The organism is Salipaludibacillus sp. HK11 (genome assembly GCF_047795645.1).
Classification (GTDB): Bacteria; Bacillota; Bacilli; order Bacillales; family Salisediminibacteriaceae; genus Salipaludibacillus.
The window spans coordinates 574461-590379 of record NZ_CP181045.1; the positions used below are offsets into that span (position 1 = coordinate 574461).

The window sequence follows — 15919 nt, forward strand, 5'->3', positions numbered from 1 at the left end:
TCAATTTCCCCCTTTCTGGAAGGCAAGTTGTCCTTGACATATTGTGTGCGTTATATTATTGAACTTATCTAAAACGACAACATCGGCATCTTTCCCAATCGCAAGACTTCCTTTTCGATCATAAACTCCTAATTCTTTCGCTGGATTTGAAGAAGACATATTAATCGCATCTTCTATTGAGCAATTAGTGAATTCGATGATGTTTTTAAATGCATCTCCCATCGTTAATAAGCTCCCAGCTAATGTACCGTCTTTGAGAATGGCTTTCCCATCCTTAACAGATACTTGCTGACCACCTAAATCGTATGTACCATTCTTTAAACATTTTGCTCGCATAGAGTCCGTAATTAACACAAGCCTTTCGGATGTTTTTGAACGAAATGCTAAGTTTACTGCTTCAGGGCTTGTGTGAATTCCGTCGCTAATAATTTCTACCATCAACTCATCTTTCAGCAATGCAGCACCAACTACGCCTATCTCACGATGATGCAGTTCTCTCATTTGGTTATATAAGTGAGTAACATGAGAAAGACCTTTGGCAATAGCGACTTCTACTTGTTCAAATGTTGCATTTGAATGGCCTATTGAAGCAATAATGTTGTTTACTTTTAGATAGTTGATAAGCTGCGTAGCGCCCGGCTGTTCAGGTGCTAATGTCACCAATTTGATATGATTATTAGCCAAGGCTTGCCATTTTTTAAACAGCTCTAGGCTAGGTTCAACGATCTGATTTATTGGTTGAGCTCCGGCTTTTGCTCTGTTCAAAAATGGTCCTTCTAAATGTATCCCGACAATCTCTGCTTGACCTCGTTGTTGGTGATTTTTTATATAATTACTGGCATTACTCAATGCTTTTTCAATACAGTCTTGCTTTTGTGTCATCGTTGTAGCTAAAAAGCTAGTCGTTCCTTCTTTTGCAACAGACGAAGCCATTGTTTGCAAAGCTTCTATTGTTGCATCCATCGTATCCGCACCATTTGCTCCATGTGTGTGAATATCGATCATACCAGGAATAATTTTGTGATTGTCTGGTAGATCTATATGGTGAAATCCATCGAGCGAGGAAAGGTCATTTACATAACCTATATCAGATATAAATCCATTTGAAGTTTTTATATACGCTTTATCAATAATGCGATCTTCTGTATATATCGACGCATTTGTAATTATCAAATTATTTTCTGTCATTGGTTAAGACCACCTCTGTATAAGTACTCATATGAAATAAAAAGGAAATCAGCTTCATGCACATATAATAGCATTAATAAATATAGTTGTCTAGTCCAGTTGAAGATGTAGCTTTTTAAAAAAGGACAGCTTATCCACAAGATAAGCTGTCCTTAAACTCCGCAATCGTTACTTAATCCCTCATCTGGTTAAAAGCTTTTTGAGCGGAATTCATCATATTATTCCCGTTATTATTACGTCCCCTCATGAGTCCGTATGCAGCGGCTCCCACACCTAAGCCAACCATTGACATCATGACAGTATTTCCATTTCCCTTATTTTTTCTTTTCATACCCATCATATGAACACCACCTTTAAATATTTGTAATCGAAAATAGAACCCTGAATGATTCAGTTAATCCCAGCGACGAAGTTTGTAAAAATATTCGAAATGACAAATGATCACTTCAAACATTCATTAGTTTTAGCTTTACTATTTGGATTAAACAAGGTTATCGTTACCAACGAGGTTCCTTTGCTGATTTCTTTGCAGAAAGAATGCTCTTTTTGGTAAACTAGAGGAAGAGAGATGAGGGGAATGACACATGAAGATATATTTATTAGCACTATTTTTACCACCAGTGGCAGTATTTAAGTTGGGAACACGTTCACAAGGTTATCTTAATATTCTACTTACATTACTTTTATGGTCACCGGGAGCGATGCATGCAATCCTAGTTGTTAACGATAAGAAAAATGAAGAGCGAATGGAAAGACAAGAAAAGCGGAAAAATAATAAAAAATAACAGGGACATTGGACGTAAATAAGTATCTAAGGGGAATCTTATGACTTTAGAAGAGCAAAAACAAAACATGTTATCAGCAAAAATGTACAATGATTTAACACCAGAACTAATTAAAGAGCGGGAAAAAACCGTTTTACATACGAATGAATACAATCAAAGCTTCGGAAGACCACAAAATGAAAGAGAAGAAATTTTACGATCTTTCTTAAAAAAAACAGGTAAAAACCCTCATTTCGAATCGTCTTTTCGATGTGAATTTGGCTTTAATATTACGATTGGTGATGATTTCTATGCTAATTTTGATTGCGTCATGTTAGATGGCGGAGAAATTACGATCGGAAACAACGTTTTATTCGGACCTCGTGTTGGAATTTATACGTCTAATCACGCCATTGATCCGAAAGAAAGAGTCGCTGGCGGATGTTATGCAAAGCCGGTGTCCATTGGTAATCATGTGTGGCTAGGGGCAGGCGTGCATATCAATCAAGGCGTATCGATCGGAGATAACACGGTTATTGGGGCAGGAAGTGTCGTGACGAAGAGTATGCCTGCAAATGTGATAGCCGCGGGTGTCCCATGCAAAGTTATTCGAGAAATAACAGTTGACGATCAGACAGGATATGATGAGTGACCCAAATTCCGTATAAGCATAAATATTGACGATAATAAGTAATAAACCTTAGCATAAGGATAATATGTCGGGTGTCGAAACATCCTATTATCTTTATTGTTTAAGGAAGGGAAGTTACATATTATGAAATTAAGTGTGCTAGATCAAGCACCTGTTACTAAAGGAAATACTGCAGCAACTGCTTTAAAAAATGCTGAAGAATTAGCGGTTTTAACAGATGAATTGGGCTACCATCGAATGTGGATGGCAGAGCACCATGGAACAGATGCTTTTGCAAGTTCCGCACCAGAAGTGACAGTAGCTCATTTGGCGGCAAAAACAAAAAAAATCCGGCTTGGTACTGGCGGCGTGATGATGATGCATTATTCGCTGTTAAAATTAGCCGAAGTGTTTAAAACGTTAAGTGCATTTTCTCCTGGAAGGATTGACTTTGGCGTCGGACGTGCTCCGGGAGGCGATAATCATACGATTTATGCCTTATCCGAAGGTCGCCAGCCGATGCTAAATAATATGTATGAGAAATTTGATACAGCTATGAAGTTGATTAGTGATGAAGTACCAGAAGATAGCTTGTATAACAAAACGCAGGCAACTCCTTCACAAATTGTTTTACCAGAAGCTTGGCTATTAGGATCAAGTGGGAACAGTGCTGTTAAAGCTGGGCGTATGGGTGTAGGTTACTCATTTGCACAGTTTTTCAATGGGGAAATGACGAAAGAAATATTAGATAAATACAAAGATAATTTTCAACCAACATCATTAATGGAAAAGCCGCAAATTAATGTGTCGTTTATGGTGACAACTGCTGAAACAAAAGAAGAAGCAGAATTTGAAGCACTCCCGCAAGACATTTCGCGTTTACTTTTAATGAAAGGACAGATAGGCAAACTTATCTCGCCGGAAGAGGCACAAGATTATTCCTTAACAGAAATGGACCGTATGAGGATCAAAGAAAATCGTAAGCTTCATTTAGTCGGATCCGCAAAAGAAGTAGCCACGTTGTTACGCGAAGAACAGGAACAATATGGATTTGATGAAGCGATGATTTGTAGCATTCCCCATACACAAGAGAAACGCTTAAATGTGTACCGCTTATTAGCACGGGAATTATTTTAAGACTAATTAGAGTGAAACACTATACTTTCCTGCCATAATCTTAAAAAATAAAGGCGACATGAACTTGAATTTATCAAGTTCATGTCGTCTTTTGTTGTTTTGAAATAAATCCTTAGGACTTCTTTAATCTTGCTCCATTTCATTGGTTAATGTCACAATCGATTCGTTGGACCAATCGATCATACTGCGCGCCCAATGCTTGCCATTACTTAAAGTGATAAGCCAATAGGTTTTATTTGGTTCATCTTCATATTTTGAATGAATGTTTTTTTCGACCTCTTGGTAGATCTCTAGCAATGACTGCATACGGTTTTTATATGTTTTTAGATGAGCAATGTTCGTATCAACCGCTACACTTCGACCAAAGAAGAGCTTTAAAAGTAACTCATTCTTCCGTTCATTTTGGGGATAATCCACAGGTTCAGATAGCCACGCTACAAGTTTGTCTTTTCCATCTTCCGTAATCGAGTACACTTTTCGATCAGGTTTTCCATCTTGTTCCTCCAGCTCCATTGTTACGAGCCCTTGTTCATATAATAACTTGAAATTCGGATAAATCTGACCATAATTTTCATTCCAAAAATAACCTATACTTTCCTCAATTGTTTTTTTTATATCATAACCTGAATTTGGTCCAAGTGTTAAAAAGCCAAGTAGTGCGTATAAGCTACGATTATCCTTTGCCATTTCCCATCACCTTCTATTTTATAACTTTATATATTTTAATAATATATGTTTTTCTTCGTGATTGTCAAAAAATCTTGATATTTAGAGGGTAATTGGCTAAAAATTCAAATGTTATCCAATTAAATCCTTGATTTTATTATTATAACGCATTAATATATTAATTAAATATATATTTTTTAAATATATAAAAGGAGTGGAAGGAATGACTACGAAGTATGACGTACTTATTGTTGGTGCAGGACTTGGAGGTCTTTTTAGTGGTGCGAGGTTGTCTTCATTGGGATATAAGGTTGCCGTGTTTGAGCAACATAACCGTCCTGGCGGCTATGCGACGAATTATCATCGAAAGGGTCCATTTACATTTGATGTCTCCCTTCATGGAGTTGGAGGTATAGAGGATGGGGGCACTTTTCATCAACTGCTGATAAACACCGGCGTGGAAGATTCCATCGTTCCACTTAAAAAAGATCATCCATACACAGTGATTTGGAACGGTGAGAAAATTCATATTCCCCAAGATGTCAACGAATATCAAACTATGTTAATAGCGATGTTCCCAGATGAAGAGAGGGGTATTAAACTAATGTTTAATGAAATCAATACATTTGAAAAGACAATGTCATTTCTGCAAAACCAATCCATCCCTTCTTGGAAAAAAGCTTTGATGTTCCCTTTTAAGATAGGGAAATATATACAATGGTCAAGCAAAACAACAAAAGAAATTATCGCCAATCATGTTCAAAATGAGCAATTCATTCAATTTTTCACTACATTATGGCCATACTATGGTTTACCCTCAGAAAAACTTTCCGCACTTTATTTTTTTATCCCCTGGATTGGTTTTCACCTCGAAGGGACTTATTACATTAAAGGTGGTGCTCAAGCCCTTTCCGATTCCCTAGCAGAAAAGATCACAAAATCAGGAGGTAAGATAGTTGTAAATACGAACGTGAATGAAATTATCGTTGCTAAGAATAAGGCTGTCGGCTTAAGTACGACAAAAGGAGATTATAAAGCGAACTGGATAATTTCTAATGCAAGTCCCGATGTAACATTCAGAAAGTTAATGAAAAAGAGTCGAAAAGTTGATGAGATGCTAGAAAAAATAGATGGATTAGATATAGGATCATCCCTTACACAACTCTATATAGGACTTAAAGTCCTTCCAAGTCAAGTTGGAATGGAGGACGAAGATATCATCATAGTAGAAGAGATGGATCACCTCAAAGATTACGAAAACATTCAACAGGGAAAATTTGATGCTGTAAACATTGGTATAACAAACTACTCCGCTATGGATGCTAGCTTAAATAAGCAGGATAAAGGCGTCCTTTGCATGACATTTATTGATTTTATCGACAACTGGCCAGCGGATAAAGAAGCTTACGAACAACAAAAGCGCGACGTAACAGCGATGCTCATAAACCGTCTAGAAAACTATTACCCAGGATTAAAGAACGTTATTGAAGTAACCGAACTCGGCACACCATATACGATGGAAAAGTATACAAAGAACCCAAAAGGAGCCGTATACGGTTTCGCGCAAACCGTCGAACAAGCAGGACGAAATCGACTTGCTAACGATACAACCATTGACCACTTATCACTTGTCGGGGCATGGACACAACCTGGAGGAGGATTTCAAGGTGTAGCTACATCAGGGGTGATAGAAGCCAATCGAATCAACAAGAAGATCCGAAAACTGTAAGTGAAATCCAACTTTAAATTATAAGAGGCCGGATAGAAATTGTTATAAATCTACAAAACTTGCAGGAGCGGAACTAATGTAAACTGAACATATAAAAGGTTGACTCAAGAAAGAAACTCTTTTCTTGAGTCAACCTTCAATTTTGTCCATTACATTTTCCTGGAGTGTTCTCATAAATATAAATGGTAATAATCGATAATTATCTTGACTGCTGTTTTCTTTAGCTTTCGAGTCAGATCACATTATAAGATATCCAGCAAAGACTTTAACGATTAATTAATTATTCATAAGATGATTCTAATTTAAACACACGCTTGTTTAGCGCTTCTGATTCAGAGTCTTTATCCTCTAATTTATAGTTAATTTTGCTCTTACCCATGATCAGAACTAAATATTTTTAGTAAACTGCCTTTTTTATCAAGAAAAAACCCAAACGTCTTAATGTATGTTAATCTATGTTAAGTAGGTTGATTTATTTGAGTCGACAATAGTCAGATTGAAATATTTCGAACTATAGAAGATATTAAAATGAATGCGCTATCATAAAATGTATTGGTGAATTTTAAATATGGAAAAATGAAAGGTAGATAAAAGTGAAAAATATTACAGTAGAAAACATCGTGCAAAAATTTTCATTGAAAGTATTGGCTGGGGAAGACCACTTAAACAAAACAATATCGCAATCAAAAGTACATCGACCGGGTCTTGAATTTGTTGGGTATTTTGATTTTTTCCCGACGGAGCGTGTGCAAATATTAGGAACAAAAGAAATTACATATTTACATAAGTTAGATAAAGAAGAACGTGAAACAAGAATTGGGAATATTGTCCATTATCACCCGCCTTGTTTTATCGTAACAGCTGAAGAAGAAGGGCTTACATACTTAACGCACTATTGTATTGAAGAAAAAATCCCACTGTTAATTACAAACAAAAAGGAACCGACTTCAGAATTTATTACAAAGTTAAGTTCTTTTTTGTCAAAAAAATTAGCACCGGAAATTTCAGTTCATGGTGTTTGTCTTAATGTATCTGGCATCGGAATCTTGGTTCGTGGGGATTCAGGAGTAGGAAAAAGCGAAACGGCCCATACATTAATAGGTCGAGGGCATCGTTTAGTTGCTGACGATGTTGTTGTCTTAAAGAAACTCAGTCCAAATACGCTTCTAGGTACTCATGATGAAAAGACAAAGGAATTTCTCGCTCTCCGTAGTATCGGATTGTTGAATGTTGTTCGCCTATACGGGAGAAAAGCATTTCAAGATGAAACACGAATTGCACTCGATATTAATTTGACGAAATGGGAAAAAGATGACTTAAATAACGAGTTGGAACATGAACTACAGTATACAGAGTACAGTGGTGTTCGGATACCTACGATTGAAATACAAGTCCAAGCAGGACGAGATATCGCGGGCTTAATTGAAGCAGCCGTACATAATTGGATTCTAAAAATGCAAGGTTACAGCGCAGCAGAAGAATTCATGAGTAGAATCGAAAACCTAGACCCCGAATAAAGAAGCAGAGGGACGGTTCTTGTGCTTCCATTCACAAGCGACGGAAGCACAAGAACAAACTATTTGTGTCTCACTTTTTATATTGTGTTAATGCCTGTCTTAATGGGATTCTAAGCACTGAACATTGATTTTTTCGAATCGATGATATATTGATTTAGCGATAAAAAAGTACTACCGCTTAACGCTAATTGGATTGAAACAGCTAGTAAAATCACATCTAATTCAAGTCCACCTATAAACCCCTGTGATATTTTCACTGTGAAAATAGCTCCCAACATGACTATTGAAAATAGCACACTAACAACTCTTGTTCCTATCCCAATAACCATAGCAATTCCACCGAAAAACTCAATTACACAAACGACGTATGCTAAAAATCCAGGTAGACCAAGACTAACAAAATAGTCTGCAATGTTACCAAGGCCATTTTGAAATTTATTCAACCCATGAAATAAAAACGTCATCCCTAATACGACTCGAACAATAAACAAACCAACTTCAGTTTTTCTCATCTAAACAACCTCCCTGCTAACGATAAAATCATCTCCATTCTGCACATATCCAACGAAAATATACCAAAAAAGCAAGCGGAGGCATCTCATGCTTCTATTTATAATGAATATTTGGTGAAGAGGTGTCACCAGCGTCGAAATAAAGTTCATTAATCTACATTAATAATTATCTCCAATCAGAGAAACCTACCTACTATAGCTGATTGGAAGGTAGGTAATACAATGAATACAGATTTTTATGCGTTAACAAGCGAACTTCTTATTGGATTTATTGCTTTATTGGTATTAACTAAACTCCTAGGAAAAACGCAGATAACCCAACTAACACCGTTTGATTTTATTTCAGGACTCGTGCTTGGCGAATTAGTTGGAAATGCTATTTATGACAAAGAAATAGGCTTGAATTACGTATTGTATGCGGTATTTGTGTGGGGCACGTTGATCATGATTATTGAGGTGATCACACAGAAATTTAAGAAAAGTAGAGGTATACTAGAAGGTACTCCGTCTATTGTTATTCGAGGAGGCATTATTGACCGTAATCAATTAAAGAAAACAAAACTAGATCTCGATCAATTGCAACATTTATTACGAGACAAAAATGTATTTTCCATGCAAGAAGTCGAGTATGCGATTCTTGAAGCAAATGGGACCGTGAACGTATTGAAAAAAAGCATCTATCAATCCGTTAATAAAAGAGACTTAAATAAACTCCCAACAGATGTGACATTACCAATGACAATCATTACGGATGGTGAATGGGTAGAAGAAAATATTCAACAAACACCTGTATCAAAGGAAAAGTTACAAACTTTTTTAAACGATCAGGGTCTCGATGTCACACACTTATTATTTGCAGAATGGACCAGTGGAGCACCGCTATATGTTCACCTTTATCATCATCCATTCGTTAAACACTTCGACGTAAGTGCCCTTTGAAAAGTAGCAAAGGGGTTCGGCAATCCTAGAAAAGTCTAATTTATTGCGAGTATTACCCACTGTTCTCAGGTTCTAAATCTTCGTAAGGTAACAATTAGTAACAAAAACTAACATGTTTCTGATTGACCAAACATATTATATTATGAAAAGGAATGAACATAGGACGTAGAAATGAGGTTATCAAAAATGGATGATGAAACGAAAAGAACACTTCTGTATGTTCTAGATCAAGTAAAGGAAGATAGTCGGCGAATGCAAGAAAATACAGAGAAGTAGGCATGGAAAAAACGGACCTTCCATGCAATTTATCCACTATCCTTACCAAACTGACAAAACATGAGTTAATGGAATTAGCTCGCTAAAAAAAGCAGAATTGGCAACGGAACTTTCTTTAAGGATTTTGATGGAGAAGCAGAAACTTGTTGATGATCAAAGAAGCAGAAAAGACATCGAGTATCGTCATTTCACAAGAAAACAGCTACTACGAGCTGGGGTCGAAGGTTATATTGAGAAAACTCCAGCTTTAAATAAATTCATAAATTTTCTTCAATATGAGTGAATTTCATAATTTAGAGCCCTTGCGTCCCAAGGAGTTTGAGACACAAAAAAGGAAGTACCTCCCCAAGTCCTGTATAATGGTGGTTGACCAAAACAACCAAAAAGACTGGAGGAAATACTCCCTATGGCCATTATACGACAAACGAGCTTATTTAGCATTCAAGACTTATATGAGATGGAACCTACCCAACGTTATGAATCGATTATTTCAGCGATAGATTTAGATGCGATCCACGATGAAATAACCAAAAAATCCCGACTTGGTGCACCCGTAGAGCTGAATTATGCGGCAATGGTTATTTCTATGTTTGTACGAATCGTTGAGCGCATTCCAACGATGAAGGACTTAATAAAACGTTTGAATGATGACTTTATATTTAAGTTGAATTGTGGTTTTCTTGTGTCTGACAATACTCCCTCTGAAGCTGCCTATTCACGACTTATAACGAAACTGGATGACTCTATTGTTTTAGAGGAATCACAAGAGAAAGTTGTTCTTCAAGCCATGGCGGAAGGCTTTATTATGGATGACACGGTCGCTATTGACGCCACCCATTTTGAAGCACGTGATCAAGCACCACCAAAAGAAGAAAAGCCAAAAGCAGAACCTAACAAGCGTGGGCGCAAACGTAAAGACGAGCGAGAACAATGGCTGATGGAACAAGCAGAAAAGGAAGCAAATCTTCCACTTTTCGAAAAGAAAATAGAAGCTCAGTTGGATGTTCCTTTACATGAGTTACGTTCGGAAGTTCCTCAAGACCCTAAATGGGGTGTAAAGAAGAACAGCGAAGGAAAAAATGTCTTTTGGTACGGCTACAAAGGTCACTTAGCTGTTGGTACATCCAGTCAATACATTTTACAGTCCCTTTTTTCTTCTGGCAGTTTGAATGATGGAAAAGCAGCTATTCCTTTATTAAAGGGAGTGGATGAATGCCTATCCTTGCCTTCTTTGGCCTACCAGACAATGGACGCAGGCTATGACTACGCCCCTATTTATGAACAAGTTCATCGAATGGGAAACCAATCTGTGATTGCTTATAATAAGAAAAATGAAGCAGAACCCATCGGGTTTGATAAACACTTTGCCCCAACCTGTTTTAGGGAACATTCCTATCGTTATGATAGTTTTGATGCCAAGTATGAAACGTTGAAATACACAAGTCCAAAAGAATGTAGCGACTGTCCTTTAGCTAACGAAGGCATTTGCCAAAAGGTTTATAAAGTAAAAATCACGACAGACCTCCGAAAATATACAGCACCAGCACGTGGTTCAAAAGCATGGAAACATCTATCCAAACGCCGCTCAGCAGTAGAACGCGTCAATGCTTATCTAAAGGAATATTATCAACTAGACAATGTACGTTATCGAACGGGAAAACGCGCAAAAGTTCATTTTGACATCGTCACGCTTATTTATAATGCATCAAAATTAGCAAGTGATCGTATCAATTTACTGTTAAATCAGCAACAAGCTGCTTAAAGAAATTTTTAAAAACGACATTATTAAAATTCTGCAGGTCTTTGAATTTTTAAAAAGGTGAATTATGAAATTGATTCATATCATTATGATTTAACAAAAAATGAAGTAGACGACATTTCACAGTCTTGTGTAGGGATTATTGTGATGGGTTCGCCGCCGACAATGATCTTGAACTACTTGCAAAGTATTGTGGAGTTCCCATCAAAGAAATTTGTAGAAGAATTAATGGCAGAGGTAACAAACCTGCAAAATAACACGCATATGTGGATATTGAAAGGACATACACCTAAAGTAGTTTTCGAGGAAGAAAAGAAACATTTACTGCCATTAAGCGAGAAGCATTATAAAACTGACAGACAAGAATCTAATGTGGTAAATATGAGCAATTATAAAAAAATAGGCCGTAACGCCCCATGCTCATGCGGCAGCGGTATAAAATACAAAAAATGTTGCCTAAAAAAATAACAGGAAGCAAAGAAGCGCAGAGACAGTTCCTTTGCTTCCATTTCCAAATAATCACCTATTTATATACAATAATATACTCACTAGTAATGGAAGCTCGCTTAATATCAAGCGAACTAATTTTTTAAAAAGAAAATAAAACTCTCTATGGTTATACTTAATTAATTAAGTGAACTTCATCATGTTTATTTTATCTAAATACGCACAACAGAACATACATTCGAGTGTAATTATATGTATGTTATTAATTGGGAAAATAATATGGAGTTAAAGAACAGCGACATGGAAGTACGAATGAAATTTTATAATGTGCTAGGTTTAAGTATCGCATTGCTAGAAGACGGTCAAGAATTCAACTATTCTAATGCAGGTTTTTGTATCATGCAGCAACTAATAGAAGATGTTACTGGAAAAACGTTTTAACAAGGTGGATGAGCAAATATTTGAACCGAATGAAAAATAGCCATTTTAAAGAAACAATGTTGGAAGTGGATAGAGAAAATTTTTCTTGTGGTCACAACAAAATCGGTGAATTAGTACAAAACAAAATGTTTTTATACCAATTTGCGATAAGCGAAATGTATCGTGGTCAAGGGTTATTAACAAATATGCTAAAAACGATAAATGATTTGCCTATCGTTGCATTATGTCCGACTAATTCCAATTTTAACGAATATTATTATAAATCAAGCTGGCAATAGGAAGAACAAAGTGCAGAATTTAACGTCTGGACTTTTAATGTCATAAAACATTGAAAAAGTCTAAAAGTAGCAACTGACTAATTCAGTTGCTACTTTTTAAGTTAAATTAATGACGAAATGTTTGTTAAAGAAGATGCGATACCGTTTGTGAATGATAGATTTCTCACTATCAATCACCCCCGTTAGAATACATCTACTTCCTTTTTGCAATATGTAGAATTTATCAAATAGATGAACTATCCTTCTCAACAACTTCTCTCATAAGTTTTTCGAATATCTCTTTTTCCTCTTGTGTAAAAGCTTTTGGTCCTTTCGTTCGTTGGCCACTTTTTCTCGCCATTGCACTCAGGTACCTTGAATCGAGAAGCTGATCGATGTTTTCACTCGTATACGCAAACCCAGTATGATGGATTACCCGACATCCTTTGGCTAACCCAAGTGAAGCTAGCCCATAGTCTTGTGTAATGATCATATCGCCACTTCGGGCCATCTGGATAATTTTATAATCGGCAGCCTCTGCTCCCGTATCAACGTATACAGTTTTCACTCCCTCCGGCTCATCAGCAATAGAAAAATGAGCATAACTCTTCACAAGAAACAGAGGAATTCCAGCATCCTTTGCGACAGCTATAGCAATATCCTTAACAGGACATGCATCAGCATCAACGTAAATCTTCATAACCATACCCCACCTCAACCTAGAATGATTCCGAACTTTAACCTTATTGTATTTGATCCGCTAATTTTTATCAAAATTAGAAGCAGAGGGAAGGTTCTTCTGCTTCCTATTTTATGTATATTGAGAACTCTATGGTTGAAAAAACCTATAACACATCAACAGTGATTGTAAGAATTAGCTTTATTATGGTTAAATTAGACATATGTATTTAAGACTGCTTCTAAAACAATTTTAACATGTGTAATAAAACAAATCGTATCGGGAACCAGTTTTACGAGAATATAATGATACAAAGGAGGATATGACTTGCAGCTCGATTATAAGACGTTTTATTTTATTCAAATTATTTGCTTTGGTGTGTCACTTCAATTTAGAGGGCAGACAGATCACAAGGCATTATGTTATCACCCTCTGACAAAAGAATTTATAAGATTTAACGATTCTAGCTTATCTCCAATGCTATAAGTATCCGAAAATACGTTATACAAGCTACTTTCTGAACAAAAGGGGGTACTCATTAAGTAGCCAAAAACTCTGTATCCTAATTAGATTCAGAGTTTTATTATAACATCTATTCACCTAATTTTCTTCCACATATAAACTATCCAGCCACTCCATTTCGCCGACAAGTCTTGAAGGAGAACGATGTCAAACTTATCCTAAAATCAGGCTTGCTAAAGAAGTAGTAAAGGCTTAGGAACATTATTTGATTCCTTGGTATCTTCTAACAAAAGAGAAGGGCATTTTCCTGTGAAGTTGTAAGGAATAAATTGTTCGTAATTATTCGGGAAAATATCCGCATTTAAAAAAGTACTTTGAGCTTTATCGATTCGATCTTTGTTACAATCTTCTTGTGTATTCAAATGTTGAACAATGACATTTCCAATGTACCACCCAAGTTCAGCTCCTGATCGATTGTCTATTGGAAAGTGAACGCCACTATATAAACGCCCATTCGCATCATCCTTTGATATTTTTCTAAGCTTTTTAGCTTCCTTTGGGAAATAGTAACTTAAAATAACTTCTGCACAAGCTGACATCGATGCGTGACCAGATGGATATGATGGGAAATTCGGTGTACAGATCAAAGTTCTGAGGGACTGATCGTATTGATTCGGTCTCGCTACATCCCAAAGGTATTTAAAATGCCAAACGACAACCATCGTATCATTTATAGCACCTTGAACATTGGCTAATATTCGTGCACTGTAGGGAGGATTCACTCCATACGTGTCAATTAAACGATCAATAACAGGACTCCACTGTTTCGTTGGGACACCTGTACCATAGTAAATTGCAATCTTTTTTTGTATAGGAGTAAGATTTTCAAGTGCATGTTGGACTATTGTTAATTCCTTTTCAAAATTAATTGTACGAGGGTTCTTAATCGGAAATCGCAATTTCTTCCCTTTAGGGTCAGTAAAAGCACCATCATTGTCACGCTTAAGGAAAAATAATGACCAAGAACCTGCAAAAGGTGAAACCGGATTTTTCGGTGGATAGGACTCACCAGCAGAAATAGTTTTAGACCATTTTAAATAATCCCTTTTCAATGTCTCCAACCTCCAGTTTTTAATTATTATATGTTAACAACTGCGGCATGGTTCAATAATTGGACAATTTGAAGTAGAAAGAGGAAAAGAGTCGCTTTTTCCATAAAAATATAGTGATTTTCTAAAACTCAAACCCATTTTCATTTATTACTTAAGTGTTTTAGTATAAAATGAGTGTAAATCTATTAATGAAGTAAGGAAATAACTACATCGAAGCTCTACAATAAATAATCGATCTTAGGAGAGTTTTCTATGATAACAATAAAGGAAATTGCGAAATTAGCTAATGTATCAGGTGCTACTGTTTCACGAGTGATAAATAATGCGGAATATGTAAGTGATGAAGTTAGAGAAAAAGTGATGAAAATCGTTGATGAACATCAATATGTTCCTAGCGAACACGCAAAAGCTTTAAGAACAAAACAATCAAAAGTCATAGGGGTTATCTTACCCAAAATTAGTACAGAAACGGCCAGTAGAATAGTAAATGGAATCAATGAAACGCTAGCATCTTCAGGTTATCAGATCATATTAGCGACGAGTGATTTAAACCTATTAAATGAAATTAAATTTCTAAAATTATTTAAAAGTCGTCAAGTCGAAGGAATAATACTAAATGCAACAAATACTAGTACGGAATTGTTAGAGGAAGTAAAAAAATTAACTATTCCTTTTGTTGCAATTGGGCAAAAATTTCCAGACGAATCTTTTGTTACTTATCATAATTATGAAGTCGCGAAAGGACTTACCTCATATCTAATCAATAAAGGACACAAAAAAATAGCATTTATAGGTGTCGATGAAAAAGACGTTGCTGTAGGTTATGAGAGGAAAAAAGGCTACCTTGATACGATGAAAGAATTCTCACTTCCTATTGATGAAAATTGGATAAAAACAGGATCTTTTGACATGACATTTGGTGATGAAGCCATGAAATCTATTATGAATCATTCCTTATCAAAGCCAACAGCTGTCTTTGCAGTGACTGATAGACTCGCTATTGGAGCGATGAGGTATTTAAAGAAAAATAATTATTCCATTCCTAAAGATTTAGCAATTGTCGGCATAGGTGCGTCTGAATTGGGGGAATTTGTGGAACCAAGTTTAACTACTGTCGATTTCAACAATGAAGAAGCAGGAAGAGAAGCAGCTCAATTAATCATTAACAAAATAAAAAATAAAAATATAGAAAATAATAAAATTATCTTAAACTATAGATTAATTGAAAGAGATAGTGTATGATAAAAATACATTGTAATCGATTACAGAAAAACTTAAAGCCCTAATAGCTTTATTTTTTTACACAATATCTGTAATCGATTACTGATATAAAACATTGTTAAATAAGGTTTTTATTTTTAATTATCTGTAATGGATTACAGAGAACAGAAAGGATGGATTAT

At 36.0% G+C, this 15919-nt stretch carries 18 protein-coding genes; 12 read left to right on the plus strand and 6 right to left on the minus strand.

The window, feature by feature from the left end:
* The gene (gene nagA / locus ACM26V_RS03035) at positions 1 to 1188 is read right to left on the minus strand and encodes an N-acetylglucosamine-6-phosphate deacetylase (protein WP_416149988.1); all 1188 of its coding nucleotides are present in this window, start codon (positions 1186 to 1188) and stop codon (positions 1 to 3) included.
* A gap of 172 nt (positions 1189 to 1360) precedes the next feature.
* Positions 1361 to 1528, minus strand: coding sequence for a hypothetical protein (locus ACM26V_RS03040; protein ID WP_416149989.1), 168 nt, complete (start codon positions 1526 to 1528; stop codon positions 1361 to 1363).
* 244 nt (positions 1529 to 1772) lie between these two features.
* Here ACM26V_RS03040 and ACM26V_RS03045 point away from each other — a divergent pair, with 244 nt between their 5' ends.
* From ACM26V_RS03045 to ACM26V_RS03055, 3 genes are all read left to right on the plus strand, one after another.
* Positions 1773 to 1973, plus strand: a complete 201-nt coding sequence (locus tag ACM26V_RS03045; protein ID WP_416149990.1) for a YqaE/Pmp3 family membrane protein — start codon at positions 1773 to 1775, stop codon at positions 1971 to 1973.
* 40 nt (positions 1974 to 2013) lie between these two features.
* Positions 2014 to 2604 carry a sugar O-acetyltransferase gene (locus ACM26V_RS03050; protein WP_416149991.1) on the plus strand — a complete coding sequence of 197 codons (591 nt, stop codon included), beginning with the start codon at positions 2014 to 2016 and terminating at the stop codon, positions 2602 to 2604.
* Positions 2605 to 2727: 123 nt separating this feature from the next.
* Positions 2728 to 3720 carry an LLM class flavin-dependent oxidoreductase gene (locus ACM26V_RS03055; protein WP_416149992.1) on the plus strand — a complete coding sequence of 331 codons (993 nt, stop codon included), beginning with the start codon at positions 2728 to 2730 and terminating at the stop codon, positions 3718 to 3720.
* Positions 3721 to 3843: 123 nt separating this feature from the next.
* On the opposite strand, the gene ACM26V_RS03060 is transcribed toward ACM26V_RS03055, so the two are convergent.
* Positions 3844 to 4407, minus strand: coding sequence for a PadR family transcriptional regulator (locus tag ACM26V_RS03060; protein WP_416149993.1), 564 nt, complete (start codon positions 4405 to 4407; stop codon positions 3844 to 3846).
* A gap of 202 nt (positions 4408 to 4609) precedes the next feature.
* On the opposite strand from ACM26V_RS03060, the gene ACM26V_RS03065 reads away from it, so the two are divergent.
* Both ACM26V_RS03065 and hprK read left to right on the plus strand, forming a co-directional pair.
* The gene (locus tag ACM26V_RS03065) at positions 4610 to 6115 is read left to right on the plus strand and encodes a phytoene desaturase family protein (RefSeq protein WP_416149994.1); all 1506 of its coding nucleotides are present in this window, start codon (positions 4610 to 4612) and stop codon (positions 6113 to 6115) included.
* Positions 6116 to 6708: 593 nt separating this feature from the next.
* Positions 6709 to 7632, plus strand: a complete 924-nt coding sequence (gene hprK / locus ACM26V_RS03070; RefSeq protein ID WP_416149995.1) for an HPr(Ser) kinase/phosphatase — start codon at positions 6709 to 6711, stop codon at positions 7630 to 7632.
* Positions 7633 to 7742: 110 nt separating this feature from the next.
* Here hprK and ACM26V_RS03075 read toward each other — a convergent pair whose 3' ends face one another.
* Positions 7743 to 8144, minus strand: a complete 402-nt coding sequence (locus tag ACM26V_RS03075) for a DoxX family protein (protein ID WP_416149996.1) — start codon at positions 8142 to 8144, stop codon at positions 7743 to 7745.
* 222 nt (positions 8145 to 8366) lie between these two features.
* Between ACM26V_RS03075 and ACM26V_RS03080 the strand changes: the two genes are divergently transcribed.
* The 6 genes from ACM26V_RS03080 to ACM26V_RS03105 all read left to right on the plus strand — a co-directional run bounded on the left by ACM26V_RS03080 (position 8367) and on the right by ACM26V_RS03105 (position 12284).
* Positions 8367 to 9083, plus strand: coding sequence for a DUF421 domain-containing protein (locus ACM26V_RS03080; protein WP_416149997.1), 717 nt, complete (start codon positions 8367 to 8369; stop codon positions 9081 to 9083).
* 403 nt (positions 9084 to 9486) lie between these two features.
* A complete protein-coding gene (locus ACM26V_RS03085) occupies positions 9487 to 9642 on the plus strand; it encodes a hypothetical protein (RefSeq protein ID WP_416149998.1) in 156 nt (51 codons plus the stop codon).
* A gap of 123 nt (positions 9643 to 9765) precedes the next feature.
* Positions 9766 to 11121 (plus strand): IS1182 family transposase, encoded by a 1356-nt coding sequence (locus tag ACM26V_RS03090; RefSeq protein WP_416147931.1) that lies wholly within the window; start codon positions 9766 to 9768, stop codon positions 11119 to 11121.
* 57 nt (positions 11122 to 11178) lie between these two features.
* Positions 11179 to 11586 (plus strand): YecA family protein, encoded by a 408-nt coding sequence (locus ACM26V_RS03095; protein WP_416149999.1) that lies wholly within the window; start codon positions 11179 to 11181, stop codon positions 11584 to 11586.
* Positions 11587 to 11865: 279 nt separating this feature from the next.
* Positions 11866 to 12006: a hypothetical protein gene (locus tag ACM26V_RS03100; protein ID WP_416150000.1), complete on the plus strand. Its 141-nt coding sequence runs from the start codon at positions 11866 to 11868 to the stop codon at positions 12004 to 12006.
* A 29-nt stretch (positions 12007 to 12035) separates the two neighbouring features.
* A complete protein-coding gene (locus ACM26V_RS03105) occupies positions 12036 to 12284 on the plus strand; it encodes a hypothetical protein (protein WP_416150001.1) in 249 nt (82 codons plus the stop codon).
* A gap of 223 nt (positions 12285 to 12507) precedes the next feature.
* On the opposite strand, the gene ACM26V_RS03110 is transcribed toward ACM26V_RS03105, so the two are convergent.
* Positions 12508 to 12963, minus strand: coding sequence for a YaiI/YqxD family protein (locus tag ACM26V_RS03110; RefSeq protein WP_416150002.1), 456 nt, complete (start codon positions 12961 to 12963; stop codon positions 12508 to 12510).
* Between the two features lie 674 nt (positions 12964 to 13637).
* Positions 13638 to 14516: a vanadium-dependent haloperoxidase gene (locus tag ACM26V_RS03115; RefSeq protein ID WP_416150003.1), complete on the minus strand. Its 879-nt coding sequence runs from the start codon at positions 14514 to 14516 to the stop codon at positions 13638 to 13640.
* A gap of 252 nt (positions 14517 to 14768) precedes the next feature.
* On the opposite strand from ACM26V_RS03115, the gene ACM26V_RS03120 reads away from it, so the two are divergent.
* Entirely contained in the window at positions 14769 to 15758 is a 990-nt protein-coding gene (locus tag ACM26V_RS03120) for a LacI family DNA-binding transcriptional regulator (RefSeq protein ID WP_416150004.1), read from the plus strand.
* Positions 15759 to 15919: the final 161 nt, after the last annotated feature.